Genomic DNA, 16373 nt, shown 5'->3' on the forward strand with positions numbered 1-16373 from the left:
GAACGCTTCACCGGACGGTGGCCATCTCCTCGGCGCGCGAGGCCGCTGCCCACTCCTCGAGCAGGAACTCGTACGCCTCCGAGGGCCACTCACCGTCCCAGGTCTCGACCAGGTGCCGTATCGCCGCGTTCGCCTCGGCGGCGGACGGACGCGCGGGACCCGCGGGCCGGAGTGTGTTCTGCATGGTTCCAAGGCTACGGGCGGGCACTGACAGCCACCTCCGGATTACGCGTGGCATCCATCACCCGGGTCGCCGCCCAACCGGCCCGCCGGAACCGGCATATGCCCGCCCACCTGCTCAGAGGGCCTGCGAGGCGGGCTTGACCATGCCGCGCACTGTGCGGGACTTCACAAACTCGCCCATGGCCGTCATCTCCCATTCGCCGGAGAACTGCTTGATGAGCTTGGCCATCATGACCCCGGTCTGCGGCTCGGCCGAGGTCAGGTCGAAGCGGACCAGCTCCTCCCCGCTCGCCGCGTCCATCAGCCGGCAGTAGGCCTTGGCGACCTCGGTGAACTTCTGGCCGGAGAAGGAGTTCACCGTGAAGACCAGCCCGGTGGCGTCGGCGGGCAGCCGGCCGAGGTCCACGACGATGACCTCGTCGTCCCCGGCGCCTTCACCCGTGAGGTTGTCCCCCGAGTGCTTGATGGCGCCGTTCAGGATCGACAGCTTGCCGAAGTAGCAGCTGTCGATGTGGTTGCGCTGCGGGCCGTAGGCGATGACGGACGCGTCGAGGTCGATGTCGCGGCCGCGGAAGGCGGGCTCCCAGCCCAGCCCCATCTTCACCTGGGAGAGCAGGGGGCGGCCGCCCTTGACCAGGGAGACGGTCTGGTTCTTCTGGAGGCTGACCCGGCCCTTGTCGAGGTTGATCTTCCCGGCGCCCACGGGCGCGGGCGCGGCGGGGGGTGCCGTCGGCACCGGCGGCGCGGCCGGGGCCACGGGCACGGCCGGGGGCGCGGGCACGGCCGGGGGCACGGGCGCTGCCGGGGCGGCGACCGCGGGCGGAGCCGGCTCCTCCTCCACGGACACCCCGAAGTCGGTGGCGATGCCGGCGAGGCCGTTGGCGTACCCCTGGCCGACCGCGCGCACCTTCCAGACACCGCCGCGCTGGTAGATCTCGACGACCACGAGCGCGGTCTCCGCGCCGAGCCGCGGCGGGGTGAACGTGGCGATCACCGCACCGCCGGCCGCGTCCCGCACGGTGGCGGTGGGCTCGACGCCCTGGAACGTCTGCCCGGCCGCGTCGGGACTGGCCGTGACCACGATCCGCTCGATGCCGGGCGGCAGCGCGCCGGTGTCCACGGTGATCGAGTCCGGCGCCGCGCCGCCGCCGGACCGGTACTCGACACCGGGCCCGGAGGGCTGGTTGTAGAAGATGAAGTCGGCGTCGGAGCGCACCTTGCCGTCGGCCGTGAGCAGCAGCCCCGACACGTCGAGACGCACCGGGGCAGCCACGTCCACCGTCACGCGGGCGGTGTCGAGCGGCCGGTTGGAACCAGGGGTCATAGCGGTCATGCCCGGAGAACGACCGGAGGCCCTTTGCCGTTCCCTTACCCTCGGCCCGGATTTCAGCGCCGGTTGCGGGGGTGGTTCCGGGCGGTGCGCTCGTTGCCGAACTTGTAGGCGCCGGTCCAGCGCGCCATCACCAGCTGCGCGTCACCGGACTCGACCTCGGCGAGGAACCTGTCGGCGCGGGCGCCCCGAAGGGTGCCCGCGGCGCGGCCCCGGTGCGTGATGCGGACGGTGCGGTCGCCGTGCACCTCGTACGTGAACCCCTGCGGCTTTGGCATGGAGCGAAGCCTGCCCCGCCGGGAGCGGGGCGGCAACCGATTACCCGGCGCCGGTCACGCGGCGCGGCACGCCCAGCGGGTTGGCCTCGCGCAGCTCGGGCGGAAGCAGCGCGTCCGGCACCGACTGGTAGGCCACCGGACGCAGCCACCGCTCGATCGCGGTGCCGCCGACGGAGGTGGAGTGCGAGGTGGCCGCCGGGTACGGGCCGCCGTGGTGCTGGGCCGGGGCCACCGCGACACCGGTCGGCCAGCCGTTCACCACGATCCGCCCGGCCAGGCCCGTGACCTGCTCGATCAGCGCGGCGGCCGGCCCGGGTGCGCCCTCGGTCTCGGCGTGCGACAGCTGGAGGGTGGCGCTGAGGTTCCCGCCGAGCCGGCCCAGCACTCCGGCGGCCTCCTCCGGGCCGGCGTACCGGACGACGACGGTCACCGGGCCGAAGCACTCCTCCAGGAGCACCTCGTGGGCGCCGTCCGCCAGCAGGGCGCCCGCGGGCACGCTCAGGAAGCCGGCGCCGACGGCGTGCTCACCGTGCGGGCCCGGGGGGACGGGCGCGGTGACACCGGCGAGGGCGGCCCGCTCCCGGACGCCGGAGAGGAAGCCGTCCCGCATCCGCTGGTCGAGCAGGACCCCGGGGGCGGTCTCCGCGAGGGACTTGGCGAGGGCACCGGTGAGCCGGTCGCCGTCGGGGCCGTCCGGGACCAGGACGAGGCCGGGCTTGACGCAGAACTGGCCGACGCCCAGGGCCACCGAGCCGGCGAGCCCGGCACCGATCTCCTCGGCGCGCTCGGCGGCGGCCGCCGGGGTGACCACGACGGGGTTCAGGGAGCCGAGCTCACCGTGGAAGGGGATCGGCACCGGCCGCGCGGCGGCCGCGTCGAACAGCGCCCGCCCGCCGCGGAGGGAACCGGTGAACCCGGCGGCGGCCACCAGCGGGTGGCGTACCAGTTCCAGCCCGGCGTCGAAGCCGTGGACGAGGGCGACCAGTTCCGCCGGCAGCCCGCAGGCCACCGCCGCCCGGCGCAGCAGCGACGCGCACAGCTCCGAGGTGGCCGGATGGTCGGGGTGGGCCTTGACCACCACCGGGCAGCCCGCGGCCAGCGCGCTCGCGGTGTCGCCGCCGGGCACGGAGAAGGCCAGCGGGAAGTTGGAGGCGGCGTAGACGGCGACGACGCCCAGCGGCACCTTGTAGCGGCGCAGCTCCGGGCGCGGCGGGCTGAGGGAGGGGTCGGCGCGGTCGATCCGGACGTCGAGGTAGGAGCCCTCCTCGACGGCGTCGGCGAAGGCGCGCAGCTGGCCGGTGGTGCGCGCCAGTTCACCGCCGAGGCGGCCCGGGCCCAGCGCCGTCTCGGCGTCGGCCGTCTCCACCACGAGCGGCCCGGCCTCGTCCAGCAGACCGGCGGCCGTGCGCAGGAAGCCGGCCCGGACGGCGGCGTCGGCCAGGGACCCGCGGGCGGCGTGGGCCGCGCGTACGGCCCGGTCCACGTCCTCGGGTGTGGCTTCCGCCGCAACCGGTTCGCGCCGCTTCCCGGTGCGGGGGTCCACACTCCAGACTGGTGTCGCTGCCATGGCCCGCTACCTCCTGGGCCGTTCAGTATTCTGAACGGCGTTCCGGTGGATGAATGATCACTTCTGGTGCGGACTCTATTTCCGCGCCCACCGGGTGACAAGAGGCGATCAGAGCCGACCAGAGGGGAAGAGGCGTATGACGACAGCCGAGACGGCCGGGCCGGCCGGGCCGGAGGTGCCCGCGACGGCGGCGCCGGTGAAGTCGGCGGTGCGCACGGTCCAGCTCCTGGAGCACTTCGCGGCACGGCCGGGCCTGCACAGCCTCGCCGACATCCAGAACGACCTCTCCCTGCCCAAGTCGAGCCTCTACATGCTGCTGCGCACGCTGGTGAACCTGGGCTGGGTGGAGACCGACGCCACCGGTACGCGGTACGGCATCGGCGTACGGGCCCTGCTGGTCGGGAGCTCGTACATCGACGGGGACGAGGTGGTGGCGGCGGCCCGGCCCACCCTGGACCGCCTCTCCGACGACACCACGGAGACCATCCACCTGGCGCGGCTGGACGGGACGAGCGTGGTCTACCTGGCCACCCGGCAGTCCCAGCACTACCTGCGGCCCTTCACGCGGGTGGGGCGGAGGCTGCCCGTCCACTCGACCGCGCTCGGCAAGGCGCTGCTGGCCACGCACAGCGACGCCGAGGTGCGCGCGCTGCTGCCGAAGCGGCTGGAGGCGGTCACGGAGCACACCATCACCGACCGGGAGCAGCTGGTGGAGGAGCTGGCGCTGGTGCGGGAGCAGGGGTACGCGGTGGACCGGGAGGAGAACACGCTGGGTCTGCGCTGCTTCGGCGTGGCCATCCCCTACCGGACGCCGGCGCGTGACGCGGTGAGCTGTTCGGTGCCGGTGGCGCGGCTGACGGCCGGGCACGAACGGGTCATCAAGGCGGCCCTGTTCGAGGCGCGGGACCGGCTGTCGGTCGTGACGCGGCGCATGTGAGGAGCCGCGCCGGACACCGCCTCCCCCGTGCGGGGGAGACGGTTCACCTTCGCGGGGGAGGTGGCGGGGGTCGGGTACGGGCGACCGTGGGGACATGACCACAGGAGCAGTCCACGCGAAGCAGCCGACCGGCCCCATCGACCTCACCGGCCCCATCGACCTCATCCATTCCACCGACTCCGCCGACTCCGCCGACGTCTCGAACCCGTCGACCGCGAGGGCCGCGACGCACGCGATGACCGCGACGAACCCGACCACCGCGACGAACCCGACCACCGGGACGGGTATGACGACCGGGCGGCGGATCCTGCGGGCCGTGGCGCTGGCCGCCACCCTGCCGTACCTGACGCTCAAGACGGCCTGGCTGAGCGGGAGCGACATCGGCATACCGGCGGGCAGCGTACTGCTGGAGGGCGGTCTGCCGGTCACCGTGGCCAACGCGGTGACGCTGGCCATGGACGCGACGGTCATCGTGCTCGTGCTGGCGCTGACCATGCCCTGGGGCAGACGGCTGCCGGGATGGCTGCCGGCCGTTCCGGCGTACGTCGCGTCCGGGCTGCTGACCCCGATAGCCCTGGGGTTCCCGGCCCAGGTCCTCGTGAAGGCCCTGGGCATGGGGGCCGGGGAAGCCGTGGAGGCGGCCCGGGAACCCTTCCTCGACCCCTGGGTGTTCACCGTGGTCTACAGCGGTTTCATCCTCCAGGGGATCGCCCTCGCCGGTCTCTTCGTCTCCTACGCGCGGGAGCGGTGGGGCGACGGCCGGCCGGGCGCGCCGGAGCGGCGGCTCCCGCCTCCCACGGGGGTGGTGGCGGGAACCGCCGCGCTGGCGGGCGGTGCGGTGGGCGCGGTGTGCCTCTACTGGGCTTTCGGCGGGAGCGCCGGGCTGCCCGCCCAGCGGGTGGCCGTCTACTCGGCGGAGACCGGCGTGGTGTCGGCGGCGCACGCGATATGCGCGCTCGCCGCGGCGGTGGGGGCGGTCCTGCTGGCCCGGGGCGGGCGCCCGGCTCGGTGGCCGCTGGCCCTCACCTGGATCGGCTCGGCGGCGACGCTGACCTGGGGGGCGTGGATGCTGAGCGCCGCTCTCGGAGTGGATTTCGGGACCGGTGAACAGGCCACCGCCGTCACCTGCCTGACCTACGCTGGCCAGATGATCACCGGGCTGCTCGCCGCGGCGGTCCTCGTCCGTCACCTCCTCTCCCGCCGAGCGCGCTGAGGCGGTACGGGCGGCCCTCGGGCGCGGGGCGGGGCCCGGGCCGCGGTCGGCGCGGCGGGGGACGGGCGGGCCGGGACGGGCGGGCCGCGGGGAAAGGGGGAGGGCATGAGCGCGACCGGTGCGGTGCGCGGGTCGGGGACGGTGCGCGGGACCGGTGCGGTGCGCCGGTGGTGCGGGTTCGCACTGGGGGCACGGGCCCGGCTGCGCTGGGTGCACCTGATACTCGGCGGCGCCCTGCTGATGCCGTACTTCCTGCTCAGCCAGGTGGTGGTCGGCATCGCCGCCGGAGGGGTCAATGCCCTGTCCTCCTTCCCCTTGACCCTCGTCGCGTACGCCGCCGCGCTGCCGCTGGCCGCCGTCACCGGGCTGTACGGGCTCGTCCGGCCGCTCTCGGCGTCGGCGGTGCGGACCCTGTGCGAGGCGCCGGGGGACGCGCCGGCCGACGGGCCCGCCCGGTCGTGGGGGGCGCGGTGGCGGGCCTCCGCCTGGTGGACCCTGCACCTGGGGGTCGGAGCGGTGATCAGCGGGATGACCCTCGCGGCGACGCCCGCGGCGCTGGTGCTGATCCTGCTGCCGTTCTCCGGCACCCTGCGCCAGGCCTCCGTCGCGGCCGGCTGGCCCGGCACCGGCCCGTACCGCTACGCCTCCCCCCTGCTCGGGGTGGGGCTGCTGACCCTGGTCGTCCTCGGCTCCGCGGCGGCGGGGGCGCTGCTCGCCCGGCTCGCGCCCGTACTCCTCGGGCCGACCGCGGCGGACCGGCTGGCCGCCGCGGAGGAACGGGCCGCGGACCTCGCCGTCCGCAACCGGCTGGCCCGGGAACTGCACGACGCCGTGGGCCACGCCCTGAGCGCCGTCACCCTCCAGGCGGGCGCGGCCCGGCGGGTTCTCGACCGCGATCCGGAGTTCGTCCGGGAGGCGCTCGCCGCGATCGAGGAGACCACCCGGCGCACCGTCGGCGAACTCGACACGGTGCTCGGCCTGCTGCGGGACGGGGACCCCGCCCGGGCCGACGCCGCACCCGCCCCGACCCTCGCCGCCGACCTCGAGGGGCTGCTGTCCCGCACCAGGGCCGGCGGCACCACCGTCACCGTCCAGCAGGACCCCGGGCCGGCCGGGGACTGGGAGCAGCTCCCCGCCATCGCCTCCCGGGAGGCCTACCGGATCGTCCAGGAAGGACTGAGCAACGCCCTGCGCCACGGCAGGGGACCCGTCGCCCTGCTGATCCGCGTCCACACCCCCGGCCGTCACCGCGAACTGGAGATCACCATGACCAACCCGCCGGCCCACGCCCCGGCCGCCCCCGAGGGGGAACGGCGGCGCACCACCGGGGGCCGCGGACTGCGCGGCGCCGCCGAGCGCGCCGCCCTGCTCGGCGGCAGCGTCGAGGCCGGTCCGCTCGAGGGCCGGTGGCGCCTGCGCGCGGTGCTGCCGCTCGGTGCGGCCACCGGAGCCGGGCGATGAGCCGGCCGCCGCTGCGCGTCGTCATCGCCGACGACGAACGGATGGTCCGTACCGCCCTGCGGGTCATCCTCGAAGCGGAGCCCGACATGGAGGTCGTCGGCGAGGCGGCCACGGGTGCGGAGGCCGTCCCGCTGGTCCGCTCCCTGTCCCCGGACGTAGTGCTGATGGACGTGCGCATGCCGGAGATCGACGGCATCCGCGCCACCGGGCAGATCCTGCGGTCCATGACCGACCCGCCCCGGATCGTGGTCGTCACCACCTTCGAGAACGACTCCTACGTCTACGACGCGCTGCGCGCCGGCGCCTCGGGCTTCCTCCTCAAGCGGGCCGACCCGGACGAGCTGATCGGCGCGGTCCGCCTCGTCGCCCGGGGGGACTCGCTGCTCTTCCCGGCGGCGGTGCGCTCCCTCGCCGAGGCCCACACGGAGCCCGCCCCGCCCGTGGCCCCGCCCTGGGCGGCCCGCCTCACGGACCGGGAGGCGGACGTCCTGCGCCTGATGGCCACCGGACTGTCCAACCACGAGATGAGCGAGCACCTCGGCGTCGGCCCGCAGACGGTCAAGACCCATGTGGCCGCGGTCCTCGCCAAGACCGGCTCCCGCGACCGCACCCAGGCCGTCATAGCCGCCTACGAGGGGGGCTTCATCATGAGGAAAGGCTGAGAACCCGGCCACAATCGGGGCACAGCGGAACGGCCGCGGCCGCTCGTACGTCCTTCTGGGGGATGAACAAAACGATCAGGCGTGCGTCGGTCTTCTGTCTGCTTCTGGTGCTGGCCCTCATGGTGCGGGTCACCTGGGTGCAGGCGTACCAAGGCCAGGCCCTCGCAGACGACAAGAACAACAGGCGCAACCTCATCGGGCAGTACGAGAACCCGCTGGGGAACATCATCGTGGGCGGCGAGGCCATCACCGGTTCCGTGCGGACGGGCGGCAAGGACTTCGCGTACAAGCGGACCTATGCGGACGGTCCGCTCTACGCCCCGATCACCGGACACAGCTCGCAGGCCTTCGGCACGACCATGCTGGAGGGCGTCTACAAGAACGTCCTCAACGGCTCGGACACCCGGCTGAAGACGATGATGGACATGCTCACCAACAAGCGGGCCGACCCGGGCAACGTCCTGACCACCATCGACAAGGGTGTGCAGAAGACCGCCTACGACGCCCTGGGCGGCAAGCAGGGGGCGGCGGTGGCCATCGACCCGGCGACCGGCCGGATCCTCGCCGTGGTCAACAACCCCTCCTACGACCCGGGCCGGATCACCGGCGCCAACGACTCCGCGGCCTGGGAGGAGCTGTCCGCCGACAAGGGCAAGGCCATGGAGAACGTGGCGCTGCGCAAGCCGCAGGCGCCCGGTTCCACCTTCAAGCTGGTCACCCTCGCCTCGGCGATCGAGAACGGCCTGGTGACCAGCATCGACACGCCGACGGGCGTGCCGGGCGCGTACACGATCCCCGGCACCCGCACCAAGCTGCCCAGCGAGGCGGGTGACGAGGCCTGCAACAACGTCTCGGCCCGCACCGCGCTCAAGCTGTCCTGCAACAACGTCTTCGCCGAACTGGCCTCCAAGCTCGGCCAGGACAAGATGCGCGCGACGGCGGAGAAGCTCGGCTTCAACACGCAGATCGACACCCCGGTCCGCACCAACCCGCCGAGCAAGTACCCGACGAAGAAGCTGTCGGTCGACCAGGTCGCGCAGACGGGAATCGGCCAGTTCGACGTGCAGGCCACCCCCCTCCAGATGGCCATGGTGACCGCCGCGATCCAGAACGGCGGCAAGCTGGTCGCCCCGCACATGGTCTCCCAGGTCACCGACGCCGACGGCAACGTGCTGGAGGACTTCAAGGACCCGAAGACGGAGCAGGTGATGAGCCCGAAGACGGCCTCCATGCTCCAGGACGCCATGCGCACGGTCGCCACCGAGGGCGGCGGGAAGCCCGCGCAGGTCCCGGGTGCCGAGGTCGGCGGCAAGACGGGTACCGCCCAGCGCGGCGTCAACAACAACATCCCGCCGCTGGCCTGGTTCACCTCGTACGGCAAGGCGGGCGGCAAGCAGATCGCGGTGGCCGTGATGATCGAGAACTCGGACACCGACCGTTCCGAGATCGGCGGCGGCAGGCTGGCCGCGCCGATCGCCCAGAAGATGATGGCGGCCTGGCTGAAGAAGTAACCACGCCGCCCCGCCCCGCCCACGCGCCCGCGCGCCGGGAACCGGCACGGTTCCCGGCGCGTTCCCCTTCTCATGATCCGAACCGCACAGGCCTCCGACCTCGACGCCATCGTCGCCCTGCACACCCGTGCCCGGGCCACCTACTACCGGGGCCACGTCCCCGAAGAGGCCTACGCGGGCGAGGCCGAGCTCGCCCGCACCCGCGAGGCCTGGTCGCGGGCGGTGGCCCGGCCCGCCGCCCAGGGGCGGGTCCTGTGCGCCGAGCGGGACGGCGAGGTCACCGGGGTGGCGGCCTACCTCACGGCCGACGGAGTGACCACGCTGACCCAGCTCCACGTCGACCCAGGCCACTGGCGCCGCGGCACCGGAGCCGCCCTGCACGCCGCCTGCCTCGCCGAGTGGCGGCGGGCCGGGATCGAGCGGGTCCGCCTGGAGGTCTACCGGCACAACCTGCGCGCCCAGGCCTTCTACGCCTCCCACGGCTGGCGGCCGCAGCCCGACGGGGCGCCCGCCGGCTCCCACCGCACGCTCCGGCTGGAGGTCGGCCCGGCGTCCGGGGAATGAGACGGAAGACCAGTTGGTTGAAACGCTAACCGATTGGTCCTCCCTGGAGAGAAGAAGGAACATGCGCGTCGAGATCTGGAGCGACATCGCCTGCCCGTGGTGCTACATCGGCAAGGCCCGGTTCACGAAGGGGCTGGCCGAATTCGCTCACCGCGACCAGGTGGAGGTCGTCTTCCGGTCCTTCGAGCTGGACCCGAACGCCGCCAGGGGCGTCACCGCCCCCGTCCTGGAGATGCTCGCCCGCAAGTACGGCCGCACCCTCGAGGAGGCGCGCGGCATGGAGGAGCACGTCGCCGCCAGTGCGCGCGCCGAGGGGCTGGAGTACCGGACCGAGGGCCGCGACCACGGCAACACCTTCGACATCCACCGCCTGCTGCACCTGGCCGCCGCCCGGGGCCGGCAGGAGGAACTCCTCGACCTGGTGTTCCGCGCCCACTTCGCCGAGGAGCGGTCCGTCTTCGACCCCGAGGCGCTGCTCGCGCTGGCCGTGGAGGCCGGGCTCGACGAGGCCGAGGCCCGGGCGGTCCTCGCCGACGGCTCCGCCTACGCGGACCGGGTGCGGGCCGACGAGCGCGAGGCGGCCGAACTGGGAGCCAACGCCGTGCCGTTCTTCGTCCTGGACCGGCGCTACGGCATCTCCGGCGGCCAGCCCGCCGAGGTGTTCACCCGTGCGCTGGAGCAGGCCTGGGCCGGACGCGAGACCGTGGAGACCGCCGCCGCCGACGCCTGCGAGCCCGACGGCGCCTGCGCCGTCCCCGGTGCCTGAACCGCTGCGCGGAGCCTGAACCGCTCCCCGCCGATCCGGGGCGCCCGCGTACCTCCGTACCGGGCGCCCCGCCGCCGTACCACCCGCAGTGCCCGTACCCGTGCCGCCCCCACCACCGGGCCGCCGGCGCGCCCGCCCGGGGGCTCCGCCGTAGGCTGGACGTGCGCGCACGGTGCGGGCTCCGGCCTGCTCCGGTGCGCCGGCCGGCTTCGACTCCGGCTTCGGCTTCAACCAGCTCGGGGACCTCGACTCCTTTGCGGAAGGAGACCCCGATGGCCGCCAGGAAGCGTGCGTCCGCCAAGGCCGGGTCAGGGTCCGGGGCCGCCACCCCGGCGGACGGGCAGGACAGGCTCATCAGCTCGGCCAAGCAGTACATCCGTACCCACGGGTCCAGTTACCTCAAGGACCCGAACATCTCCTCGATCGGCATCGGCTACAAGGAGACGAAGGGCAAGCGCGGCAAGGAGCTGACCCTCCAGTTCACGGTCGACACCAAGGTGCGGCCGGAGGGGATGCGGCTCCTGGGGACCACGGAGATACCCCCGGCCGTCGACATCGGCGACGGCATCGTGCTGCCCACCGACGTGATCGAGCGCAGCTACCGGCCGCACTTCCTCGTCGTACCGGAGGCGCAGACGCCCGAGCGGCAGAAGCGCGTCGACCCGGTCCGTCCCGGTGTGAGCGTCGGGAACGTCCGCCTCCACGCGGGCACCCTCGGCTGCATCGTCTACGACAAGAACGACGGTGCCGTCTGTCTGCTGAGCAACTGGCACGTGCTGAACGGCCGCAAGGGCAAGGCGGGCGACGAGGTCGTCCAGCCGGGGACGGACGACGACAGCCGCTTCGCCGTCAACCGGATCGGCGCACTCCGACGCGGTCATCTGGGCACCTTCGGGGACTGCGCCGTGTCGACCGTCACCGGGCGCGGGGTCGACACCGCCATCCTCGGTCTCGGGGTCACGCCGAGGCGGCTGGGGGAGCCGCACATCGACGACAAGGTCGTGAAGTCCGGGCGGACCACGGGCGTCACGCACGGGATCGTGACCCGCCCCTTCGTCAAGGTCCGCGTCCCCTACGGGCCGCCGACGGGGGTGAAGGAGATCGAGTGCTTCGAGATCGGCCCCGATCCCCGGCACCCCCCGGACGGCGGTGAGATCAGCACGTTCGGCGACTCCGGTTCGGCGTGGGTGTTCAAGAAGCGGTCGGGCAGGCCCTCGGACGTACTGGCCGGCCTGCACTTCGGCGGTGAGGACGAGTCCGATCCCGTGGACCGGGCGCTGGCCTGCTTCCCGCGCCCGGTCTTCGATCAGCTGAAGATCACCCTGGACCCTCCGGCGGCGGCCTCGCGGGAGGACCCGGCGGGCTATGACCCGGGCTTCCTCGCGGTGCCGGTGGGCACCCCGTCGCTCGCCCCGTCGATCAGGGACACCGCCGTACGCCTCGACGGCTCCGAGGTGATCCCGTACACGCACTTCTCGCTGGCCCTGAGCAAGGAGAGGCGCTTCGCGATATGGGTGGCCTGGAACATAGACGGCGGGACGCTCAAGAAGCTCGACCGCAAGGGGATCGACTTCGTCAAGGACCCCCGCCTGTCGCCCGGGGACCAGGTCGACAACGAGCTGTACAAGGACAAGGGCGGCAGGACCAACCGGCTCGACCGGGGCCACATCGCGCGTCGCGCCGACGTCTGCTGGGGGCCGCTGCCCGAGGCGCAGCGCGCCAACGAGGACTCCTTCTTCTACACCAACATCACTCCGCAGATGGACGACTTCAACCAGAGCAAGCGGGCCGGGCTCTGGGGGAGGCTGGAGGACGCGGTGTTCGAGGACGTCGAGGTCGACGGTCTGAGGGTGAGCGTGTTCGGCGGCCCGGTCTTCCAGGAAGACGACCGCCTCTTCCGCGGGGTGCGGATACCGCGCGCGTTCTGGAAGGTCATCGCCTATTCCGAACACGGCGCGTTCCGGGCCAAGGCCTTCCTGCTGGCCCAGCACCTCGTCCTGCCCGAGGCCCTGGAACTGGACGAGTTCCGCACGTTCCAGGTCAAGGTCGCGGAGATCCAGAAGCAGGCCCGCATCCGCTTCCCCGCCGTGATCACCGATGCCGACACGCTGGTGGTGCCGGAGTCCCTGGAAGACCGGGCGCCGCTGGAACGCCAGGCCGACATCGACTGGAGCTGAGCCGCCGGTCCGCACCCGGCCGCTCCGCCGCCTTCATAAGCAACCCTTTGGCTGGTCACGCAAAACCCGGCAATGGACTTTGGGTTGTTCCTGGCTCAGAGTGGACGCCATGGATCTTCCGCTCTCCGACGTCTCCCGCGCGTGCGCCGACGAGTTCGCGCACTCCACCACCTTCCTCAACACCGCGGGCGCCGGCGTGCTCCCGAAGGCCGCCGTCGCCGCGGTCCGGGAGCTGGCCGAAGCGGCGGGGGCCGGACTCCCGGCCGGAGCCGGCGACTTCGACCGCGTCGAGCGGGTGCGGGCCGCCTTCGCCCGGCTCGTCGCGGTCGACCCACGGCGCGTGGCCGTCGGGTCGTCCGTCGCCACCCACGTGGGCCTGATCGCGGCCTCCCTGCCCGCCGGCGCCGAAGTCCTGGTCCCGGAGCGGGACTTCGCCTCCGTCATGAACCCGTTCGTGCTGCGCGGCGACCTCAAGGTCCGCTTCGCCCCGCTGGAATCCCTCGCCGAGGCCGTCCGCCCGGACACCGCCCTGGTCGCGCTGAGCGCCGTACAGTCCGCCGACGGCCGTACGGCGGACCTCGCCGCCGTCCGCGCCGCGACCGCCGCGCACGGCGCCCGGATGCTCGTCGACGCCACGCAGGCCGCGGGCTGGCTGCCCTTCGACGCCTCGCCGTACGAGTACACCGTCACTGGCGGCTACAAGTGGCTGCTCGGCGGCCGCGGCGCCTCGTACCTGACGGTCTCCGCCGAGGCCCAGCCCGGACTGACCCCGCTGCACGCGGGCTGGGTGGCGGCCGAGTCCAAGTGGGAGGCCGTCTACGGCCCCATGCGGCGACTCGCGGCCGACGCCCGCCGCTTCGACGAGTCGGCGGCCTTCCTGCCCTACTACGCCGCCGAGCCCTCGCTGGCCCTGCTGGAGCGCGTCGGCATCGAGGCCGTCCACGCCCACGACACCGCCCTCGCCGCCCGCTACCGGGACGGGCTCGCCCGTCTCGGCCACGAGCCCGTCCCCGGCGACGCCGCGATCGTCTCCGTACCGGGCCTGGCACACCGCCAGCCCGACCTGGCGGCCGCCGGGGTCCACACCTCCGCCCGCGGGGGCGCCCTGCGGGCCTCCTTCCACCTCTACAACACCGAGGCGGACGTCGACCGGCTGCTGGACGTCCTGTCCGGCTGACCGGCGCCGGACCCGGACCGCGGCGACCCGGACCGACCCAGCACCGGATCCGGACCGGCCCGGACCGCGGCGATCCGCCGTCGCCCGCGACCTGACCGACCCGGGACCGCTACGCCACCCAGGCCGCCGAGGCCGCGGCCAGGGCCGGCGCCGGATCCGCGCCGAGGGCCCGGGCCAGCGCGCCCAGCGCGGCCCCGACCGCCTCCGGCGAGGCCGCCGGGCCGTAGTGGTTGACCCGCACCATCTCCCCGGCCAGCACCCCGCCGCCCGCCGCGAGCGGGGCCGAAAGGTCCGCCGCCAGGGCCTCCGCCACCACCAGCGAGGCGTCCGCGACCCGCAGCGTGGTCGCCACCGGCGCCGCCTGGGCCGGGTCCCCGACCCATGGGGCGACGCCCAGCGCCTCGGCGCCCGCGCGGGTGGCCCGGGCGGCCGCCGCGTGCCGCCCCATGACGCCTGCGGGACCCTCGGCCTCGATCCGGTCCAGGCAGGCCTCCAGCGCCAGCATCTCCAGCTGCGCGGGCGCGTGGAGCAGCGCCTTGCGGCCGGCGTCGATCCAGCGCTCCTTCCAGTCGAGCAGCGACAGGTACGAACGGCGCGGCGCGGCCGGATTGGCGGCGAACCGCTCCCAGGCGCGCCCGCTCACCGACACCGCCGACACCCCCGCCGGGCCGCCCATCGCCTTCTGCGCGCCGATCACGCACAGGTCCACGCCCCACGCGTCCGGCAGCAGCGGCTCGGCGCCCACCGACGCCACCGCGTCCAGCATGAACAGCGCCCCGTGGGCCCGTACCGCCTCGCCGATCTCCGCGACGGGATTGGTGTTCCCGGTGGCCGCCTCGGCGTGCACCAGCGAGACGAAGTCGATCTCCGGGCGGGCGGCCAGCGCCGCGGCGACCTGCTCACCGGTGACGGCCGTGTCGAAGGGCACCGCCAGGTCCAGCACGTCCGCCCCGGCGTCGCGCAGCCAGTTGCCGAAGGTGGTCCCGTACGGCCCGGTGACGATGTTCAGCGCCGTCGAACCCGGCCGCGCCCCGGAGCGGATGCACCCTTCCAGCGGGAGCAGCGCCTCGCCCTGGGTGACCACCACGTCGTTCCGGGTCTCCAGCAGCCGCGCGACCCCCCGCTCGATCGACGCGAAGTGCTCGGCGGTCAGCGGCGGCAGGTCCAGCAAGGGGTGGCTCACGTCGGTGCTCTCTTCGTCATCCGGGGTTACCGGCCGAGCCTACCCAGCCCGCACGTACAGTGCGGGCATGAGTGATCACAACGGTGTGCTCCATGTGAAGGGGCGGGTCCTGGTCGGGCCCCACGAGGTGCGCGACGAACTGTGGGTCGTCGGCGGGCGGGTCACCTTCGAGCGGCCGGCCGCCGCCCGCGAGGTCACCACGGTCACCGGCTGGGTCCTGCCCGGCCTGGTCGACGCCCACTGCCACGTGGGCCTCGACGCCCACGGCCCGGTCGACGCCCCCACCGCCGAACGGCAGGCGCTCACCGACCGGGACGCCGGCACCCTGCTCATCCGCGATGCCGGATCTCCCTCCGACACCCGGTGGATCGACGACCGCGAGGACCTGCCGAAGATCATCCGGGCGGGCCGCCACATCGCCCGCACCCGCCGCTACATCCGCAACTACGCCCACGAGATCGAGCCGCCCGAGCTCGTGGAGTACGTCGCCCGGGAAGCCCGCCGCGGCGACGGCTGGGTGAAGCTGGTGGGGGACTGGATCGACCGCGACGCCGGTGACCTGACGGCCTGCTGGCCCCGCGCCGAGGTCGAGGCCGCCATCGCGGAGGCGCACCGGCTCGGGGCCCGGGTCACCGCGCACTGCTTCGCGGAGGACTCGCTGCGGGACCTGGCCGAGGCGGGCATCGACTGCGTCGAGCACGCCACGGGGCTCACCGAGGACACCATCCCGCTGTTCGCGGAACGCGGCGTGGCGATCGTGCCGACCCTCGTGAACATCTCGACGTTCCCGAAGCTGGCGGCGGGCGGCGAGGCGAAGTTCCCCCGCTGGTCGGCGCACATGCGACGGCTGCACGAGCGGCGCTACGACACCGTCAGGGCGGCCTGGGACGCGGGCATCCGGGTGTACGTCGGCACGGACGCCGGGGGCTCCTTGCCGCACGGCCTGGTCGCCGCCGAGGTCGCGGAGCTGGTGAAGGCCGGGATCCCGCCGCTGGACGCCCTCTCCGCGACGGCCTGGGCGGCACGCGACTGGCTCGGCCGGCCCGGTCTGACCGAGGGCGCCCCCGCCGACCTCGTGGTCTACGCCGCCGACCCGCGGGCCGACGTACGGGCCCTGGCGCAGCCGGAGCGGGTCGTCGTGAACGGGGTGGTCCGGGCCTAGACGGTGTGGCGGGCGGGACTCCTGGGCCGGACGGGGCGCGGAAAATCGAATACATGCATGGAAACCACCCTTTGGGGTGAAGTGACGTCAGGTCGCTGACCGTTCACTCCCGGTGCGCAAGGATTCGAACGTCGAAGCCGTCGGCGTGCGCGATGTCCCCCATTGGCGCCGCGACGGCACCCAACTCCCCGGGGGTTCCACC

15 protein-coding genes are annotated in these 16373 nt (G+C 73.8%); 10 read left to right on the forward strand and 5 right to left on the reverse strand.

The window, feature by feature from the left end:
• Positions 1–7: 7 nt before the first annotated feature.
• From ACZ514_RS23690 to ACZ514_RS23705, 4 genes are all read right to left on the reverse strand, one after another.
• Complete coding sequence (locus ACZ514_RS23690; protein ID WP_468167205.1) at positions 8–184, reverse strand: hypothetical protein; 177 nt, start codon at positions 182–184, stop codon at positions 8–10.
• Positions 185–298: 114 nt separating this feature from the next.
• Positions 299–1507 carry a TerD family protein gene (locus ACZ514_RS23695; RefSeq protein ID WP_469125581.1) on the reverse strand — a complete coding sequence of 403 codons (1209 nt, stop codon included), beginning with the start codon at positions 1505–1507 and terminating at the stop codon, positions 299–301.
• 62 nt (positions 1508–1569) lie between these two features.
• The gene (locus tag ACZ514_RS23700; RefSeq protein WP_388945499.1) at positions 1570–1791 is read right to left on the reverse strand and encodes a hypothetical protein; all 222 of its coding nucleotides are present in this window, start codon (positions 1789–1791) and stop codon (positions 1570–1572) included.
• Between the two features lie 40 nt (positions 1792–1831).
• Entirely contained in the window at positions 1832–3358 is a 1527-nt protein-coding gene (locus ACZ514_RS23705; RefSeq protein WP_469125582.1) for an aldehyde dehydrogenase (NADP(+)), read from the reverse strand.
• Positions 3359–3494: 136 nt separating this feature from the next.
• On the opposite strand from ACZ514_RS23705, the gene ACZ514_RS23710 reads away from it, so the two are divergent.
• From ACZ514_RS23710 to ACZ514_RS23750, 9 genes are all read left to right on the forward strand, one after another.
• A complete protein-coding gene (locus ACZ514_RS23710) occupies positions 3495–4295 on the forward strand; it encodes an IclR family transcriptional regulator (protein WP_468167211.1) in 801 nt (266 codons plus the stop codon).
• A gap of 94 nt (positions 4296–4389) precedes the next feature.
• Positions 4390–5508, forward strand: coding sequence for a hypothetical protein (locus tag ACZ514_RS23715; RefSeq protein ID WP_469125583.1), 1119 nt, complete (start codon positions 4390–4392; stop codon positions 5506–5508).
• 105 nt (positions 5509–5613) lie between these two features.
• A complete protein-coding gene (locus tag ACZ514_RS23720; RefSeq protein WP_469125584.1) occupies positions 5614–6969 on the forward strand; it encodes a sensor histidine kinase in 1356 nt (451 codons plus the stop codon).
• A complete protein-coding gene (locus ACZ514_RS23725) occupies positions 6966–7631 on the forward strand; it encodes a response regulator (protein ID WP_469125585.1) in 666 nt (221 codons plus the stop codon). Before ACZ514_RS23720 ends, ACZ514_RS23725 begins: the two co-directional genes overlap by 4 nt.
• Positions 7632–7693: 62 nt before the next feature.
• Positions 7694–9142 (forward strand): peptidoglycan D,D-transpeptidase FtsI family protein, encoded by a 1449-nt coding sequence (locus ACZ514_RS23730; RefSeq protein WP_468167219.1) that lies wholly within the window; start codon positions 7694–7696, stop codon positions 9140–9142.
• A 72-nt stretch (positions 9143–9214) separates the two neighbouring features.
• Positions 9215–9706: a GNAT family N-acetyltransferase gene (locus ACZ514_RS23735; protein ID WP_468167221.1), complete on the forward strand. Its 492-nt coding sequence runs from the start codon at positions 9215–9217 to the stop codon at positions 9704–9706.
• Between the two features lie 61 nt (positions 9707–9767).
• Positions 9768–10472, forward strand: a complete 705-nt coding sequence (locus ACZ514_RS23740) for a DsbA family oxidoreductase (protein ID WP_468697575.1) — start codon at positions 9768–9770, stop codon at positions 10470–10472.
• A gap of 272 nt (positions 10473–10744) precedes the next feature.
• A complete protein-coding gene (locus ACZ514_RS23745) occupies positions 10745–12649 on the forward strand; it encodes a DNA/RNA non-specific endonuclease (RefSeq protein ID WP_469125586.1) in 1905 nt (634 codons plus the stop codon).
• Positions 12650–12758: 109 nt separating this feature from the next.
• Positions 12759–13826: an aminotransferase class V-fold PLP-dependent enzyme gene (locus ACZ514_RS23750; RefSeq protein WP_469125587.1), complete on the forward strand. Its 1068-nt coding sequence runs from the start codon at positions 12759–12761 to the stop codon at positions 13824–13826.
• 109 nt (positions 13827–13935) lie between these two features.
• Here the strand turns inward: ACZ514_RS23750 and ACZ514_RS23755 are convergent, their stop codons facing one another.
• On the reverse strand, positions 13936–15009 hold the full coding sequence (locus ACZ514_RS23755; RefSeq protein WP_469125588.1) for an aminotransferase class V-fold PLP-dependent enzyme: 1074 nt from the start codon (positions 15007–15009) through the stop codon (positions 13936–13938).
• 67 nt (positions 15010–15076) lie between these two features.
• Here ACZ514_RS23755 and ACZ514_RS23760 point away from each other — a divergent pair, with 67 nt between their 5' ends.
• On the forward strand, positions 15077–16171 hold the full coding sequence (locus ACZ514_RS23760) for an amidohydrolase family protein (RefSeq protein WP_468697567.1): 1095 nt from the start codon (positions 15077–15079) through the stop codon (positions 16169–16171).
• Positions 16172–16373: the final 202 nt, after the last annotated feature.

It is taken from the genome of Streptomyces sp. NPDC034086 (assembly GCF_055575515.1).

Excerpts from the sequence above, each read along its gene's own strand:
- ACZ514_RS23690 (WP_468167205.1), bottom strand. The coding sequence starts at position 184 with ATGCAGAACACACTCCGGCCCGCGGGTCCCGCGCGTCCGTCCGCCGCC.
- ACZ514_RS23695 (WP_469125581.1), bottom strand. The coding sequence starts at position 1,507 with ATGACCCCTGGTTCCAACCGGCCGCTCGACACCGCCCGCGTGACGGTG.
- ACZ514_RS23700 (WP_388945499.1), bottom strand. The coding sequence starts at position 1,791 with ATGCCAAAGCCGCAGGGGTTCACGTACGAGGTGCACGGCGACCGCACC.
- ACZ514_RS23705 (WP_469125582.1), bottom strand. The coding sequence starts at position 3,358 with ATGGCAGCGACACCAGTCTGGAGTGTGGACCCCCGCACCGGGAAGCGG.
- ACZ514_RS23710 (WP_468167211.1), top strand. The coding sequence starts at position 3,495 with ATGACGACAGCCGAGACGGCCGGGCCGGCCGGGCCGGAGGTGCCCGCG.
- ACZ514_RS23715 (WP_469125583.1), top strand. The coding sequence starts at position 4,390 with ATGACCACAGGAGCAGTCCACGCGAAGCAGCCGACCGGCCCCATCGAC.
- ACZ514_RS23720 (WP_469125584.1), top strand. The coding sequence starts at position 5,614 with ATGAGCGCGACCGGTGCGGTGCGCGGGTCGGGGACGGTGCGCGGGACC.
- ACZ514_RS23725 (WP_469125585.1), top strand. The coding sequence starts at position 6,966 with ATGAGCCGGCCGCCGCTGCGCGTCGTCATCGCCGACGACGAACGGATG.
- ACZ514_RS23730 (WP_468167219.1), top strand. The coding sequence starts at position 7,694 with ATGAACAAAACGATCAGGCGTGCGTCGGTCTTCTGTCTGCTTCTGGTG.
- ACZ514_RS23735 (WP_468167221.1), top strand. The coding sequence starts at position 9,215 with ATGATCCGAACCGCACAGGCCTCCGACCTCGACGCCATCGTCGCCCTG.
- ACZ514_RS23740 (WP_468697575.1), top strand. The coding sequence starts at position 9,768 with ATGCGCGTCGAGATCTGGAGCGACATCGCCTGCCCGTGGTGCTACATC.
- ACZ514_RS23745 (WP_469125586.1), top strand. The coding sequence starts at position 10,745 with ATGGCCGCCAGGAAGCGTGCGTCCGCCAAGGCCGGGTCAGGGTCCGGG.
- ACZ514_RS23750 (WP_469125587.1), top strand. The coding sequence starts at position 12,759 with ATGGATCTTCCGCTCTCCGACGTCTCCCGCGCGTGCGCCGACGAGTTC.
- ACZ514_RS23760 (WP_468697567.1), top strand. The coding sequence starts at position 15,077 with ATGAGTGATCACAACGGTGTGCTCCATGTGAAGGGGCGGGTCCTGGTC.